The organism is Stenotrophomonas sp. LST15-1-1.1 (genome assembly GCF_040815575.1).
Taxonomy (GTDB): Bacteria; Pseudomonadota; Gammaproteobacteria; order Xanthomonadales; family Xanthomonadaceae; genus Stenotrophomonas; species Stenotrophomonas lactitubi_B.
This window is the reverse complement of record NZ_JBFPNJ010000001.1, coordinates 1,362,481-1,376,348: the sequence shown is the minus strand read 5'-3', so window position 1 is coordinate 1,376,348 and position 13,868 is coordinate 1,362,481. Positions and strand designations below refer to the sequence as shown.

Below are 13,868 nucleotides of genomic sequence, written 5' to 3'. Positions count from 1 at the left end.
CGCGCGGCACCGGCATCGAGACGAAAAGCAGCCGAGCGTGGGCTCGGCTCTACAGAAGACGTCACCCCGCGCTACCGCCCAGTGCCTTGAACAGCGTCACGTCGTTGTTCAACTGGCTCTGCCGCACCCGTGCCAGTGACAGTTCCGCGTCGCGCCGGGTCTGCTGCGCTTCCAGCCAGGTGCGCAGGTCGGTGGCGCCCACGCGATAGCGCACTTCCTGCGCGCGCTCCACTTCCACCGCTTCGTCATAAGACGCCTGCGACGCCGTCACCTGGCGCAGCAGCTGCTCACGTGCGGACAGGGCGTTGTCCACCTCCGACAGCGCGGTGTACAGCGTCTTGCGGAAGGTGGTGGCTGCGATCTGGTAGTTGGTACCGGCCACGTCCGTATCCAGCTGCGCACGCTGCAGGTTGAGGAAGGGCAGCGACAGGCCAGCCCCCAGCGTCGCCACCGGATTGCGCAGTACATCGCCCAGCGAGGTCGCGCTGGAACCCAGGCTGCCGGTCAGGCTCAATGCCGGGTAGTACTGGGTGGCGGTCACCCGGATCGTCTTCAGGCTGTTGCGCAACCGCAGCTCGGCCGCGCGCAGGTCGGGCCGGCGGCCGAGCAGGTCTGCCGGCAGGCCTTCGGCAATGGTCGGGCTCTGCGCCTCCAGCAGGTTCTGCGGCTCGTCCTGCTGCGGCCATGGCGTGCCATCCAGCAGCACGGTCAGCGCATTGCGCACTTCCACCCGCTGCTGTTCCAGCGCGCTCTGCGCTGAACGCTGCGACTGCAGGTTCTGCAGTGCCTGGCGGACTTCCAGCCGCGATACCGCACCGGCATCGAAGCGTGCCTGCACCAGTTCATGCGTGCGTTGCAGACGTTCGAGGTTGGCCTGGCCGGTGGCGATGGACTGGTTGAGGTAGGCCAGTGCCCAGTACTGGTTGATGACATCGCCGATCACCAGCAGGGCGGTGTTCTGCCGGTCTTCTTCGCTGGCGTCTGCCTCCCAGCGGGCGATGTCGCGCTGGGTGCGCAGGCGGCCCCACAGGTCGATTTCCCACCCCAGCGACACTCCGGTGGAATAGCTGCGGCGCCAGTCGTCAGCCTGGTCGGTGGCACGGCTGCCACTGCCGCTCACGCCGGACGACGAAGGCTGCGGCCACAGTGCGTTGCTGGCCAGCCCGGCCTGCAGGCGCGCACGCTGCACGGCCAGGCCGGCGGCACCGAGGTCGCTGTTGGCAGTCAGCGCCTGCGCCACCAGGCGGTCCAGGCGCGCATCGCCGAAGCCGGTCCACCAGCGGTCCTGGCGGATGTCGCGCGCCGGGGTGTCCAGGCCGCTGCGCGGGTCGTCGGCCGGTGCGTTGAGGGTCGCATCGCCACGGCCGTAAGTGGCGGCAACGCTGGGGTCTGCGACCGGATAGCGGCCTACCGAAGCGCAGGCGGAGAGTGCAAGCAGCACGGCGCCGGCCAGCAGCAGGCGCGAGGGAGCCGGGAAGGGCAGTCGGGTCATCATCTTCATTCGCGGGCCAGGGCCTCCACCGGGTCGAGCTGGGCGGCACTGCGTGCCGGCAGGAAGCCGAACGCCACACCGATCAGCGTTGAACAGGCGAAGGCGGCAATGATGGAAGCGGTGGAGAACAGCACCTGGAAATCGCTGGCGAAACGGCCGATCAATACGCCCATCAACAATGCCAGGCCGATGCCGAGCAGGCCGCCGAGCAGGCACACCAGCACCGCTTCGATCAGGAACTGCTGGCGGATATCGCTCTGCCGCGCACCTACCGCCATGCGCACGCCGATCTCGCGGGTGCGCTCGGTCACCGAGACCAGCATGATGTTCATCACGCCGATGCCACCGACCAGCAGCGCGATGGCGGCGATGGCGCCGATCAGCAGGGTCATCGTGCGCGTGGTCTGCTCGATGGTGTCGCGGATCTCGGCGCTGTTGCTGAGGAAGAAGTCCTCGGTGCCGTGGCGCATGGTCAGCAGCCGGGTGATCGCTTCCTGCGCCGCATCCATCGGCGTTTCGTCGTTCACCCGCACGGTGATGCTGGAAACGTGGCTCTGCCCGAGCATGCGCGACATCACCGTGGTGTAGGGCACGAACACGCTCAGGCTGGTGCTGCCGCCGAAACCGAAGCTCTGCTTCTTGGCCACGCCGACCACGCGCACCGGCACGTTGCCGAGCAGGATCACCTGGCCGATCGGGTCGCTGTCCGGGAAGAACTGGGTGCGCGTGTTCTCATCGATCACCGCTACCTGGCCGAGTCCCTTCACCGCATCGGTGTCGAAGAAGCTGCCGCTGAGCAGGCTCACGCCCTTCACCCGGAAGTACTGCTCACCAACGCCGCTGATCTGCGCGGTGGCCGACTGGTTGCGGTAGCGCGCGGTGACCGAACTGGACACGCTGGGGGTGGCGCTGTCGACGTAGCTCTGCCGTGACAGGGCATCGGCATCGCTGGCCTTGAGGGTCTGCACCCGCGCCGACCGCATGTCGCCGAACCCGCGACCGGGGTAGACGTCGATGGTGTTGGTACCCAGTGCGCTGATGTTCTGCAGGATCTGCTGCTGCGAGCCGTTGCCCAGTGCCACCACCGATACCACCGAAGCGATGCCGATGATGATGCCGAGCATGGTCAGGAAGGTGCGCAGACGATGCGCGTTCATCGCCAGCAGGGCCATCCGGAACGCTTCGGTGAAGCGGTCGCGGGCAGCCTGCCAGCTGCTGCCATGGGCGACGCCTGCGCTTGGTTCGCGCTGCGCACGGTAGCTGGGCGCGGCCGGATTGGCGCGGTCGGCGATGATCTCGCCGTCGCGGATCTCGATGATGCGCTGTGCGTGCTCGGCCACGCTCATGTCGTGGGTGACGATGATGATGGTATGGCCTTCGGCATGCAGCTCGCCGAGGATGGCCATCACCTCTTCGCCGGATTTCGTATCGAGGGCGCCGGTCGGTTCGTCGGCCAGGATCACCTCGCCACCGTTCATCAACGCACGCGCGATCGACACGCGCTGCTGCTGGCCACCGGACAGCTGCCCGGGCTTGTGGTGCATGCGGTCGGCCAGGCCGAGGCGCTGCAGCAGCTGCTCGGCACGCGCGGTGCGCACCGGGCCGGGGCTGCCGGCATAGACCGCAGGTACGGCCACATTGCCGCGTGCATCGAGATCGCCCAGCAGGTGGTAGCGCTGGAAGATGAAACCGAAGTGCTCGCGACGCAGCTCGGCCAACTCGTCGGGCGCCATTTTCCCGGTTTCGCGGCCCGCCACCTGGTAGCTGCCACGAGTCGGGCGGTCCAGGCAGCCGAGGATGTTCATCAGCGTGGACTTGCCCGAACCGGACTGGCCGACGATGGCCACCATCTCACCGGCATGGATGTCCAGGTTGACGTCGCGCAACACGGCGATGACGTCTTCGCCGGCAGGGAACTCGCGTCGCAGGTCGCGCAGGCGCAGCAGCGGCGCCGTCGTGCTCATCGGCGCCCCATGCCCGGGCCGCCGACCCGCATCTGCATGCCGCCACGGTTGCCGCCGCCTGCGGCTGCCGCAGCGCCGCCTTCGCCGACCACCACACGCTCGCCTTCCTTCAGGCCGGACAGGACCTCGACGTTGGCGCCGTTGTTGATGCCGACCTTGATCTTGCGCGGCTGCGGCTGGCCCTTGTCATCGACCACCCGCACGATGCGCTCGCCGTCGCGCGACTTCGGGCCCAGTGCAACGGCCGGCACCATCAGCACGCCCTTGGCCTGCTTCAGCAGCACCGAGACCTGTGCGGTCATGTCGATGCGCAGGGTGCCATCGGGATTTTCGACGTCGAACAACGCGTTGTAGTAGACCGCGCTGCTGGAGCTGGAACTGGACGAGCTGCTGGAACTGGACGAGCTCTCGTTGGCGATCGATGCCGGCGCCGGATTGATCTGCCGCAGCGTGGCGTGGTACTTGCGGTCCGGGTCGCCCAGCGTGGTGAAGTACACCGGCATGCCGGCCTTGATCTTCACTACGTCGGCCTCGGAGACCTCGGCATTGACGGTCACCACGTCCAGCCGCGCCAGCATCACGATGGTCGGCGCGGTCTGGTTGGCGTTCACCGTGCGGCCTTCCTCAGCCACCACCGCCACCACGGTGCCGTCCATCGGCGCGACGATGCGGGTGTAGGCGAGGTTGGCACGGGCGGTGCCCAGTTCGGTTTCGCGGCCCTTGATCTGCGCCTCGTAGGACTGCAGCTGCGCACGCGCGGTCTTCAGCTGGGCCTCGGCGGCATCGTATTCCTGGCGTGACGTGGCTTCGGCAGCCAGCATCTGCTGCTGGCGTGCGAACTCCAGTTCGGCCTGGCGCAGGGTGGCCTGCTGCACCGCGCGCTGCGCGGTCACCTGGTCCAGCGAGGCCTGTGCGTTGAGCACCTGGTTCTGCTGGGTGGTGGCGTCGATCTCCGCGATCAGGTCGCCTTCCTTCACCGTATCGCCCAGCTGCACCTTCAGCGACTTGATCTGACCGGATGCCTGCGCACCGACGCTGACCAGCTTGTAGGCGTCGATCACGCCGGTCGCTTCCACCGTCTGCTCGATGTCGCCGCGGCTGACCGGGGTGGTCGCCAGGGCCGGTGCGGCCGGCTTGCGCAGCAGCCACCAGGCGGAAACGGCGGCGATCAGGACAAGCAGGGCGATCAACATCAGGCGACCCTTGCGGGTCGCGGGCAACAGGCGGGAGATCACGTGGCGGCTTCACTCTGGGGGCCGCAGTGGCGGCGTTGGTGGGCATTGTGAAGATCGAGCGATGCTGTGCTCAATCCTCGGGGTGTGTCTCTATGTAACACTGTCGCCGAGACTGCGTATCAGCAGGTATCCCGCACTGCAGGGGATACAGTGGTACGTATTGGCCTGGATGCGGTTCAGCTGCCGACACGGGATGATTCGCGACATGGAGACTGAAAACCCGATGCACCGTTTGCTGATCGTCGATGACGACAACGATATCCGCACGCTGCTGGCCGAGCAGCTCGGCCGCGCTGGCTACCAGGTCAGCACCGCCGCCGATGGCACCAGCATGCGCCAGCTGCTGGAACGCGAACACGTGGACCTGATCGTGCTCGACCTCAACCTGCCACGCGAAGATGGCCTGACCCTGTGCCGCGACCTTCGCGCGCGCTCGAACACGCCGGTGATCATGCTCACCGCGCGCGCCGAGCCGATCGACCGTGTGCTCGGCCTGGAAATGGGTGCAGACGACTACCTGGCCAAGCCGTTCGAACCGCGCGAACTGCTGGCACGCATCCGCAACGTGCTGCGCCGTACCGAAGCGCTGCCGGCCAACCTGGAACCGCTGGCGGTGCGCCGTGCGCGTTTCTCGCGCTGGATCTTCGACCTGGAGCACCGCCACCTGGTCGATCCGGACGGGCGCGTGGTGGTGCTGTCCGGCGCCGAGTTCCGCCTGCTGCGGGTGTTCATCGCCCATGCCAACAAGGTGCTCTCGCGCGAGCAGCTGGTGGCCCTCAGCAGCGGCCGCAACTATGAAGCGCAGGACCGGGCGATCGACCTGCAGGTCAGCCGGCTGCGCAACAAGCTGGCCGACGATGGTGGCCCCGACGGCCTGATCAAGACCGTGCGCAACGAAGGCTACGTGCTGGCCTCGGCCGTCAACCTGGAATAAGCCGCGATGAAGCGCCTGCGCCACTTCCTGTCCTCGATGGTCGGACGGCTGTTCGTGATCCTGCTGCTGGGCATGAGCGTGGCTGCGATCGGCGCGACCATGCTGGCCAGTTCCAAGCGGCAGCAGGAGTTCGAGCGGCAGAACCTGAACCGCATCGCCGATCGCCTGCAGGGCTACATCAATTTGCTCGACGGCAACCCGGAACTGCGCGAGCGGCTGCTGGAGATCGGTGGCCCCAGCGTGCGCGCACTGCAGCCCGGCGCGCGCATCGGGCGGGCCGACAAGGCGCTGATGGAAGTGCTGGAGGACCGCCCCGGCCCGGTGTCGCGCGCACATGTGCACTTCGCCTCGTTCCGTTCGTGCATTCCCAAGCTGCAGGACCTGCTGCCGCCGCCGCCGCCGGGCCACCACAAGCCGCCGCGCGAACGCGATCCCACCTTCATCCCGCCCAAGTGCCGGGCGGTGGACGTGGTGCTCAACGACGGCACGTTGCTGAAGCTCGCCCTGGATTCGCCAGCGATCGCGCACAACGGCATCCTCGCCGTGGACCCGCTGTTCCTGACCCTGCTGGTGCTGGCCATCGCCGTGCTGGCGTACGTGGTCGCACGCATGGCCAGTGCGCCGCTGCAGGAGCTGGCGGCCGCTGCCGAGGACCTGGGCGATGACCTGCAGCGAGCGCCATTGCCGCTGCGTGGGCCACGCGAAGTGCAGCGCGCCGCCGAGGCCTTCAATGCCATGCAGCATCGGCTGCAGCGCCACTTGGCCGAACGCACGCAGATGCTGGCGGCGATCACCCACGACCTGCAGACGCCGCTGACCCGGCTGCGCCTGCGCCTGGAAAACGTGACCGACGAGACGCTGCGCGAGCGCCTGATTGGCGATCTGGCCGCGATGCAGGCACTGGTCCGCGAGGGCCTGGAACTGGCCCGGAGTGCGGAGAGTGCCGAACAGCGCGCCGCGCTGGACCTGGATTCGTTGCTGGAGAGCATCGTCGAGGACACTGTCGAGGACGGCGCCGACGTCGTCTTCGAAGGCCGCAGCGGCGCAGTACTGATGCTGCGCCCGCTGGCGATGCATCGCCTGTTCTCCAACCTGGTGGACAACGCGGTGATGTACGCGCAACGCGCCCGGGTGCGTGTCGAGCGCGGCGAAGGCACGATCACGGTGGTCATCGCCGATGATGGCCCGGGGCTGGCGGATGACCAGCTGGAAGCGGTGTTCGACCCGTTCGTGCGGGTGGAGACCTCACGTTCGCGCGAGACCGGCGGTGCCGGCCTGGGCCTGACCATCGCCCGCGCGCTGGCCGAGAAGGACGGCGGCCGGTTGTGGCTGCGCAACCGCCCTGAAGGGGGCCTGGAAGCAGTGGTGCAGTGGTCGACCAGCGCCGAGGCCCGCTAGCAGCGACAATCCCGGTGCAGGCCCGATTGCGTTGGGCTGCCCCGGTCGCGGTGACGCCAGCGGTGGGGTTTGCCCTATCATCTGCGTACTTCCCCATTCTTCGTCCGATGAGCCTGCCTGTTCCTGCCGGCATGCCGCCCTGCGCGGTGCGGCTGTCCCCGTTCGCGTCTGCTGCCGCCACCGGCATCCGCAGCTGGCCGCCGCCGCTGCGCTGATGGGCGGGCAGGGGGCGGGCAGGCGCCGGGCGGGGCGCCACGCGGAGAGCATCGGTCGCCTGCTGCGACGGGGCGTGCTGTGGCTGCTGCTGCTGGTTGCCGCGCCGCTGGCCGCGCAGAGTGGCGCGCCGCCCCTGCGCGACTACGCCATCGATGTGTGGACCTCGCGCAATGGTCTTCCGCACAACTCGCTGCGCGACATCGCGCAGACCCCGGAAGGCCACCTGTGGTTCGCCACGTGGGAAGGCCTGGTGCGCTACAACGGCCTGGATTTCACCGTGTTCGACCGCAGCACCCGGCCGGGGCTGCGCGACAACGGCATCGGTGCGCTGCTGGTCGACACGCAGGGCGGGCTGTGGATCAGCGACTCGCGCGGCAATGTCAGCCACCGCGGCAATGATGGCCAGTGGCGGGTCTGGGAGCATCAACCGGATACGCCGCAGGTGCTGATCCAGTCCATGCAGATGGACAGCCAGGGGCGCCTGTGGCTGCTGTATGAAGGCAAGGGCATCGCCTATCTGACCCCGGACAAGGGCATCGTCTACCAGCGTCCACCGCCGGACCTGCCGCTGGCGATGAGCTTCACCAAGATGGCGGTCGATGCGCAGGACCGGGTCTGGATCGGCACCCTCGACGGCCTGGTGCTGCGTGACAACGACGGCGTGCTGCAGCGCGCGCCGGCGGCTTGGGGCGTGGACAAGGGGCTGTCGTGGCCCTACCGCGCACCCGATGGTGCGCTCTGGATCGTCGCGGGCGAGCGCCTGTACCGGGTGGAGGATGATCGCCTGGTGCTGGTGCACCGGCTGCCCGGCCAGCTGCACTTGACCGCGATGCTGCAGGACCGTCATGGCGACCTGTGGCTGGGTACCGAGAACCAGGGCCTGCTGCGCATTTCGGCGCATGGCCTGGAGCGCCTGCCGGCCGGTCTGAACCTGCCCGGCGGGCGTGTGGTCAGCCTGCGCGAGGATGCCGAGGGCAGCATCTGGGTGGGTGCCAACGGCGGCCTGTATCGCCTGCGCGAAACCCTGTTCAGCAGCTACACCGAACGCGACGGCCTCAGCGGCGACTACGTGCGCACGGTGCTCGAAGACCGTGATCGCCGTCTGTGGGTGGGCAGTGCCAGCGGCCTGGACCTGCAGACCGCCGACGGTCGATTCCGCGCGATGCCGCTGCACAACCGCGGTGGCAAGGCGCCCTCGGTACTGAGCCTGGCCCAGGATGCCGGCGGCGATCTGTGGGTGGGTACCTTCGGCGATGGCATCTACCGGCTGCACGCCGATGGACGCCTTCGCCACAACTACGCGGCGGCCGATGGCCTGCCCGGCGGCAACATCCGTGCGATCAGCATCGCGCCTGACGGCGTGGTCTGGGCGGGGACGCAGAAGGGCGTGGTCCGTATCGAGGGTGACCAGGTAAGCGTGCCCACGATCCCTGGCATGCCGGCGGGCCTGACCACGGCGCTGGAACACGATCACCAGGGAAATCTGTGGATCGGCACCATCGAAGGCATCCGCGTGCTGCGCGGCAATCGGGTGCAGCCGATCGACCTGGCGCCGCTGGGTGGGGGCCGCAGCGTGTTCGGCTTCCACCAGATCGGCGATGCGATGTGGATCAGCAGCGACCGTGGGCTCTACCGCTGGCAGCGCGGCACCTTGGCACGCGTTGGCCTGGAGCAGGGCATGCCGGTGGATGCGGTGTTCCAGCTGGTGCCCGACCGGCTGGGCAATGTGTGGATCAGCAGCAACCGCGGTGTGCTGCGTACCGATATGGCCACGCTCAACGCCGTGGCCGACGGACGCGCGCCGCGGGTCACGGTGGAGCGTTACAACGAAATCGACGGCATGGCCAATGCACAGGCCAACGGCAGTTCCGGCCCCTCGGCGATCCTGCGCCAGGACGGCACGTTCTGGGTGGTGACCGCCGGTGGCCTTAGCACGGTCGATCCGCAGCGGTTGCAGCGTTTCCGCGAGCGTCCGGCGCCACCTGCGGCGATCGAGAACGTGCAGGTTGACGGTGCGCCGGTGCACTGGGAAGGCCCCGAGCGCAACCTGATTCCCGGTGGTCGACGGCTTGCGGTGAGCTACGTGGGCCTGAGCTACCTGATGTCCGACCGCATCCGCTACCGCACGCGGCTGGAGGGGCTGGACAACGGCTGGGTGGAGCGTGGCCCGCAGCGCAGCGTGGAGTTCGTCGGCCTGCCGCCTGGTGATTACACGCTGCATGTGGCCGCCTCGCACCCGGGCGGCAGCTGGGGCCATCAGGAAGCGGTGTGGAGCTTCACCGTCGAGCCGTTCTGGTGGCAGCGACACAGCGTGCAGGCACTGATCGCGCTGGTGCTGCTGGCCGCGCTGGTGGCGCTGTACCGCTTCCTGCTGCAGCAGTACAAGGCCAGCAACCTGCGCCTGGCACGGCGCGTGGATGAGGCGACCTTCGACCTGCAGGCGCAGACCGTGCACCTGCAGGCGCTGAACCAGGAGAAGACCGAGCTGGCCGAGCGCCTGGCGCGGCAGGCCGAGGCATTCGAACGACAGGCCCGCGAGGACGCGCTGACCCGGCTGGCCAACCGTCGTGGTTTCGACGAGGCGCTGGCCCGCGACTTCGCCCGCGCCCAGCGCAGCGGTCATCCGCTGTGCCTGGTGGTGCTGGACATCGACCACTTCAAGGATGTCAACGATCAGCACAGCCACAGCATCGGTGATGCGGTACTGGTGGAAGTAGCCCAGGTGATCGCAGCGGCCAGCCGCGATTCGGACCTGCCGGCACGCACCGGCGGCGAAGAATTCGCGCTGCTGCTCAACGACACGCGGCTGGAGGAGGCGGCGCAACTGTGCGCGCGCCTGCGTGGCCTGTTCCATGATCATCCGGACTGGGCCGGCATACCGGGCCTGCGGGTGACCTTCAGTGCGGGCCTGGTGGAGCTGGATGGAGACGACCGCACCCCGGCGCTGCTGTACCAGCGTGCCGACCGCGCGTTGTACCGCGCGAAGAGCGACGGCCGCGATCGTACGAGTATCGGTTGATCCAGCGCGAAGCATCCACGCATGGCGTGGATCTACTGGAGGGCCGACCAACGGTCGGCACCCACCAAAGAAGTGACTCACCACAGCAGCAGCCGGCGCCACCCATCGAGCGCAGCGACCCGCTGTTGCCCCCGCTTTTCTGATCTTTCCGTGGCGCCCAGCAACGTGTCCGTGGCTGGGCGGGTGGGCTGCGCAGGGGCGTGAGCCGCATGGATGCGGCGACCGAGCTTACAGGGACGTACTTGCAGCGTCCCCTGCGCAGTCCACCCGCCCGGCCTTACCCCGAATCGCTATCAGCCCGCCACGAGGGGCTCCGCCGTTGGCCGCCTTACCGCGGCCAGGCATTGGCGATCGTGCAGAACAACCGCGCCGTCTGTTCGGTGTCATACACCGCGCTGTGCGCCTCGTTGGCATCCCAGCCCAGCCCGGCCGCCGTGGCCGCGCGCGCCAGCACGGTCTGACCGTAGGCGATACCCGCCAGGGTGACCGTATCGAACACGCTGAACGGATGGAACGGATTGCGCTTGTGCCCGGTACGGGCGACGGCCGCGTTGACGAAGCCGAGGTCGAAATGGGCGTTGTGGCCGACCAGGATCGCGCGCTGGCAGCCGTACTTCTTCATCGCAGCACGCACCGGAGTGAAGACGTGATCGAGCGCGGCCTTCTCTTCCTTGGCCAGGCGGAACGGATGGTCGAGGATGATGCCGGTTACTTCCAGCGACTTCGGATCGATCTCAAGACCCTCGGCAGGCACCACATGGGCGCTGGCGGTCTGGCCGGGGTAGAGCAGGCCGTTCTCGTCCATCTCGATCGGCACGGCAGCGATTTCCAGCAGCGCGTTGCGCTGGCTGTCAAAGCCGCCGGTTTCAACATCCACCACCACCGGCAGGAAGCCGCGGAAGCGTTGTGACATCGCGCGCTGCGCCTGGGGTACGTCGGAAACAGGGGCGGCGGCAGGTGCGGAAGTGGGGTCAGTCATGTACGGATTCTAGCAGAGCGACCCTGAGCGCCCGGGATCCGGGCAGGTGCCAACCTTGGTTGGCACACTGCGCGCCGACCAAGGTCGGCATCTACCGGAGCGCGGGCTGCGCCGTGGGGCCCGACGGATACCACCGCGCCAGCACTGCATCCACGCTCAGTTTCCCCGCGCCGGTGAACAGCAGCGGCAGCAGCATCGCCATGAACAGCAGCGGCAGTTTGAAGTTGCCAAAGCCCTGGTCGCTGATGGCATAGCCCATCGCCAGGTCGCCCAGCGAGCCCCATTCGGCGGGCAGGTGCACCGCGTACGTTGCCACGACCGTCAGCACCAGCAGGGTGGCAGCGGCGAGACGGGTACCGAAGCCGAACAGCAGGCATGCCGCGCCCACGAGCTCAAACCAGGTGGCCAACTGCCAGTTCAGCGCGGCGGGAAGCTGGTCGAAGGGGAAGGGGAATGCGTCCTGCAGGTCGGCGAACCAGTTCTCGCCGTGCAGTTTCTCGCGCCCGGATTCAAAAAATTCCCAGGCCAGCAGTATGCGCAGGCCAAGCGGGGCCAACCACGGGGCGAAACGGTCCAGCTGGCCGCGGGCTGCGGCCAGGATCGGGGTCTTCATGGGTGAATCTCCTGGAAGGGGCGTCAGGGTGAAGCGGGGAGCGGACCGATCACGCCGGCACGCAGGAACTGCAGCAGCAGTTGCGCACCTGGGGCGGCCAGGGTCTCGGGATCGAGGTGGTGCAGGGCGGCCAGTTGCTGCAGCTGGTGTTGGCCGGTGGCCCCGGGCGCCTCGCCGATCAGGGTCAGCAGATGCACCGTCAGGCTGCTCAGGGTGGAAAAACGCACTGCGCCATCGGCATCGCGCCGTACCAGCAGGCCGGTGGGTTCTGTCGGCGGTTGCAGCGGTGCATCCTCACTGCCCAATTGATGCACCGGCCAGCGATACAGCAGCGGCCAGGCCAGCGCCGAGCGCTGCAACGACACCTGCAACGGGTCGATGTCGCCAGGTTCCGGCAGCGGTTCAGCCTGCAGCTGGTACAGCGCAGTCTCCACCCACTCGTAGTGGGCCAGCTCAGCCAGCGCCGGGTGCGGCAGCTCCGGTTGCACCTGCAGCCACTGCACGAACTCGGCGGCCAGCTCGGTGAACAACGGCGCTTGGCAATGGTGGCTGGCGAAATAGTGGCGCACCAGCGCACTCCAGGCCGGTTCGCCCAGCAGGCGCACGCATACCGGGAAGCCGTTGCTCAACAATCCCAGCAGGTTGTTGAACAGCAGGCGTTCGTACACCGCTACCCGGCGCGGGTCCATGCCGGGCGGCGCCGGCACCTGCTTTGGATCGCGCAGGTGTGCGGTGAACGCGTGCTGCTGGGCGCGCAGTCGTTCGGGGGCGTCAGCCATGGGCGGCTCCGGCATGCGCGGCCTGCAGGCGGTGGATGGTCTGCAGCTCGCCCCGCAGCTCGGCATACGGCGGGAAATTGAAGTCGCGTTCGAGCAGGGTAGGGCGTGGGCCGATGCGGGCGTAGGTGCGCGCCAGCAGATCCCAAACCGGGTCGATCACCGCGCTGCCGTGGGTGTCGATCTTCAGGTCCGGAGCGTCGTCCAGGTGCCCGGCGACGTGCAGGCAGACGATGCGCTGCGCAGGCAGGCCGCCGATGAAGGCATCAGCGTCGTAGCCATGGTTGCAGGCATTGACGTAGACATTGTTGACGTCCAGCAGCAGATCACAGTCGGCCTCGGCCAGCACCGCATTGGTGAAGGCCAGTTCGTCCATCATTGGTTCCGGGGCCAGGTAGTACGACACGTTTTCCACGGCGATGCGGCGGCCGAGGATGTCCTGCACGCGGGCGATGCGTGCAGCGGTGTGGCGTACTGCTTCATCGGTGAATGGAATCGGCAGCAGGTCGTACAGATGGCCCTCGTCGCTGCAGTAGCTGAGGTGTTCGCTGTACAGCGGCACCCGGTGTTGCTCAAGAAAGGCACCCACCTGGGCCAGCAGCTGGGTATCCAGCGCTGCGCTGCCGCCCAGTGACAGCGACAGGCCATGGCAGCTCAGTGGATGGCGCGTGGCCAGTTCGGCCAGTGCATCACCGGCGGGGCCGCCGACACCGATCCAGTTCTCCGGTGCGCACTCGAGGAAATCGAAATCGCCGGCCGGTGCGTCGCGCAGGTCCTGCAGCAGGGCGCGGCGCAGGCCCAGGCCCACGGCCGCCGCGGGAAGCGGCGACCGCGGGTGGACGACGCCGGCGCGGACGTCAGTGCTTGCCACCGCACTTGCCTTCGCCGCACTTGCCTTCGGCCGACTTCTTGTCGCCGCCGGTCTTGGCCTTGGCATCGCCAGCCTTGCCCTTGTCGGCGCCACACTTGCCTTCACCACACTTGCCTTCGGCGGTTTTGCCTGCCGCGGCATGATCGCCGGTCTTGCCCTTGTCGGCGCCACACTTGCCTTCACCACATTTGCCTTCGGCGGTCTTGCCGGCCGCCTGGCCAGCCACCAGGTAACCCTGGGCGAGGTCGCTCATGCTCAGCGCCGAGGCGCTGGAAGCCATGCCCAGGCCAGCGGCCAGGGCGGTAGCGGTCAGCAGGGACAGGGTCTTGTTGGAACTGCTCATCGGTCGAACTCCTTGGGTGGTGGGCGGG

At 68.0% G+C, this 13,868-nt stretch carries 11 protein-coding genes; 3 read left to right on the top strand and 8 right to left on the bottom strand.

The window, feature by feature from the left end:
• Positions 1-61: 61 nt before the first annotated feature.
• Genes MRBLST15_RS06400 through MRBLST15_RS06390 form a run of 3 tightly spaced genes read right to left on the bottom strand, consistent with a single transcriptional unit; the run spans position 62 to position 4,691 of the window.
• Positions 62-1,501, bottom strand: a complete 1,440-nt coding sequence (locus MRBLST15_RS06400) for an efflux transporter outer membrane subunit (RefSeq protein ID WP_367785490.1) — start codon at positions 1,499-1,501, stop codon at positions 62-64.
• Positions 1,498-3,456: a MacB family efflux pump subunit gene (locus MRBLST15_RS06395; RefSeq protein ID WP_100552038.1), complete on the bottom strand. Its 1,959-nt coding sequence runs from the start codon at positions 3,454-3,456 to the stop codon at positions 1,498-1,500. The genes MRBLST15_RS06400 and MRBLST15_RS06395 overlap by 4 nt, the downstream gene beginning before the upstream one ends.
• The gene (locus tag MRBLST15_RS06390) at positions 3,453-4,691 is read right to left on the bottom strand and encodes an efflux RND transporter periplasmic adaptor subunit (RefSeq protein ID WP_180164205.1); all 1,239 of its coding nucleotides are present in this window, start codon (positions 4,689-4,691) and stop codon (positions 3,453-3,455) included. The genes MRBLST15_RS06395 and MRBLST15_RS06390 overlap by 4 nt, the downstream gene beginning before the upstream one ends.
• Before the next feature lie 205 nt (positions 4,692-4,896).
• On the opposite strand from MRBLST15_RS06390, the gene MRBLST15_RS06385 reads away from it, so the two are divergent.
• The 3 genes from MRBLST15_RS06385 to MRBLST15_RS06375 all read left to right on the top strand — a co-directional run bounded on the left by MRBLST15_RS06385 (position 4,897) and on the right by MRBLST15_RS06375 (position 10,258).
• Positions 4,897-5,625, top strand: a complete 729-nt coding sequence (locus MRBLST15_RS06385; protein WP_025875399.1) for a response regulator — start codon at positions 4,897-4,899, stop codon at positions 5,623-5,625.
• Between the two features lie 6 nt (positions 5,626-5,631).
• A complete protein-coding gene (locus MRBLST15_RS06380) occupies positions 5,632-7,023 on the top strand; it encodes an ATP-binding protein (protein WP_367785489.1) in 1,392 nt (463 codons plus the stop codon).
• Between the two features lie 214 nt (positions 7,024-7,237).
• On the top strand, positions 7,238-10,258 hold the full coding sequence (locus MRBLST15_RS06375) for a two-component regulator propeller domain-containing protein (RefSeq protein ID WP_367785488.1): 3,021 nt from the start codon (positions 7,238-7,240) through the stop codon (positions 10,256-10,258).
• 328 nt (positions 10,259-10,586) lie between these two features.
• Here MRBLST15_RS06375 and rnt read toward each other — a convergent pair whose 3' ends face one another.
• The 5 genes from rnt to MRBLST15_RS06350 form a co-directional block, all read right to left on the bottom strand.
• On the bottom strand, positions 10,587-11,171 hold the full coding sequence (gene rnt / locus MRBLST15_RS06370) for a ribonuclease T (protein WP_032951815.1): 585 nt from the start codon (positions 11,169-11,171) through the stop codon (positions 10,587-10,589).
• Between the two features lie 157 nt (positions 11,172-11,328).
• Positions 11,329-11,850 (bottom strand): DoxX family protein, encoded by a 522-nt coding sequence (locus MRBLST15_RS06365; protein WP_367785487.1) that lies wholly within the window; start codon positions 11,848-11,850, stop codon positions 11,329-11,331.
• A 23-nt stretch (positions 11,851-11,873) separates the two neighbouring features.
• Positions 11,874-12,629 (bottom strand): DNA-binding domain-containing protein, encoded by a 756-nt coding sequence (locus tag MRBLST15_RS06360; RefSeq protein WP_367785486.1) that lies wholly within the window; start codon positions 12,627-12,629, stop codon positions 11,874-11,876.
• Positions 12,622-13,497: a DUF692 domain-containing protein gene (locus tag MRBLST15_RS06355; RefSeq protein ID WP_367785485.1), complete on the bottom strand. Its 876-nt coding sequence runs from the start codon at positions 13,495-13,497 to the stop codon at positions 12,622-12,624. Before MRBLST15_RS06355 ends, MRBLST15_RS06360 begins: the two co-directional genes overlap by 8 nt.
• The gene (locus MRBLST15_RS06350) at positions 13,484-13,840 is read right to left on the bottom strand and encodes a hypothetical protein (RefSeq protein ID WP_367785484.1); all 357 of its coding nucleotides are present in this window, start codon (positions 13,838-13,840) and stop codon (positions 13,484-13,486) included. Before MRBLST15_RS06350 ends, MRBLST15_RS06355 begins: the two co-directional genes overlap by 14 nt.
• Between the last annotated feature and the right edge of the window lie 28 nt (positions 13,841-13,868).

Excerpts from the sequence above, each read along its gene's own strand:
- MRBLST15_RS06380 (WP_367785489.1), top strand. The coding sequence starts at position 5,632 with ATGAAGCGCCTGCGCCACTTCCTGTCCTCGATGGTCGGACGGCTGTTC.
- rnt (WP_032951815.1), bottom strand. The coding sequence starts at position 11,171 with ATGTCACAACGCTTCCGCGGCTTCCTGCCGGTGGTGGTGGATGTTGAA.
- MRBLST15_RS06360 (WP_367785486.1), bottom strand. The coding sequence starts at position 12,629 with ATGGCTGACGCCCCCGAACGACTGCGCGCCCAGCAGCACGCGTTCACC.
- MRBLST15_RS06395 (WP_100552038.1), bottom strand. The coding sequence starts at position 3,456 with ATGAGCACGACGGCGCCGCTGCTGCGCCTGCGCGACCTGCGACGCGAG.
- MRBLST15_RS06400 (WP_367785490.1), bottom strand. The coding sequence starts at position 1,501 with ATGAAGATGATGACCCGACTGCCCTTCCCGGCTCCCTCGCGCCTGCTG.
- MRBLST15_RS06350 (WP_367785484.1), bottom strand. The coding sequence starts at position 13,840 with ATGAGCAGTTCCAACAAGACCCTGTCCCTGCTGACCGCTACCGCCCTG.
- MRBLST15_RS06385 (WP_025875399.1), top strand. The coding sequence starts at position 4,897 with ATGGAGACTGAAAACCCGATGCACCGTTTGCTGATCGTCGATGACGAC.
- MRBLST15_RS06375 (WP_367785488.1), top strand. The coding sequence starts at position 7,238 with ATGGGCGGGCAGGGGGCGGGCAGGCGCCGGGCGGGGCGCCACGCGGAG.
- MRBLST15_RS06365 (WP_367785487.1), bottom strand. The coding sequence starts at position 11,850 with ATGAAGACCCCGATCCTGGCCGCAGCCCGCGGCCAGCTGGACCGTTTC.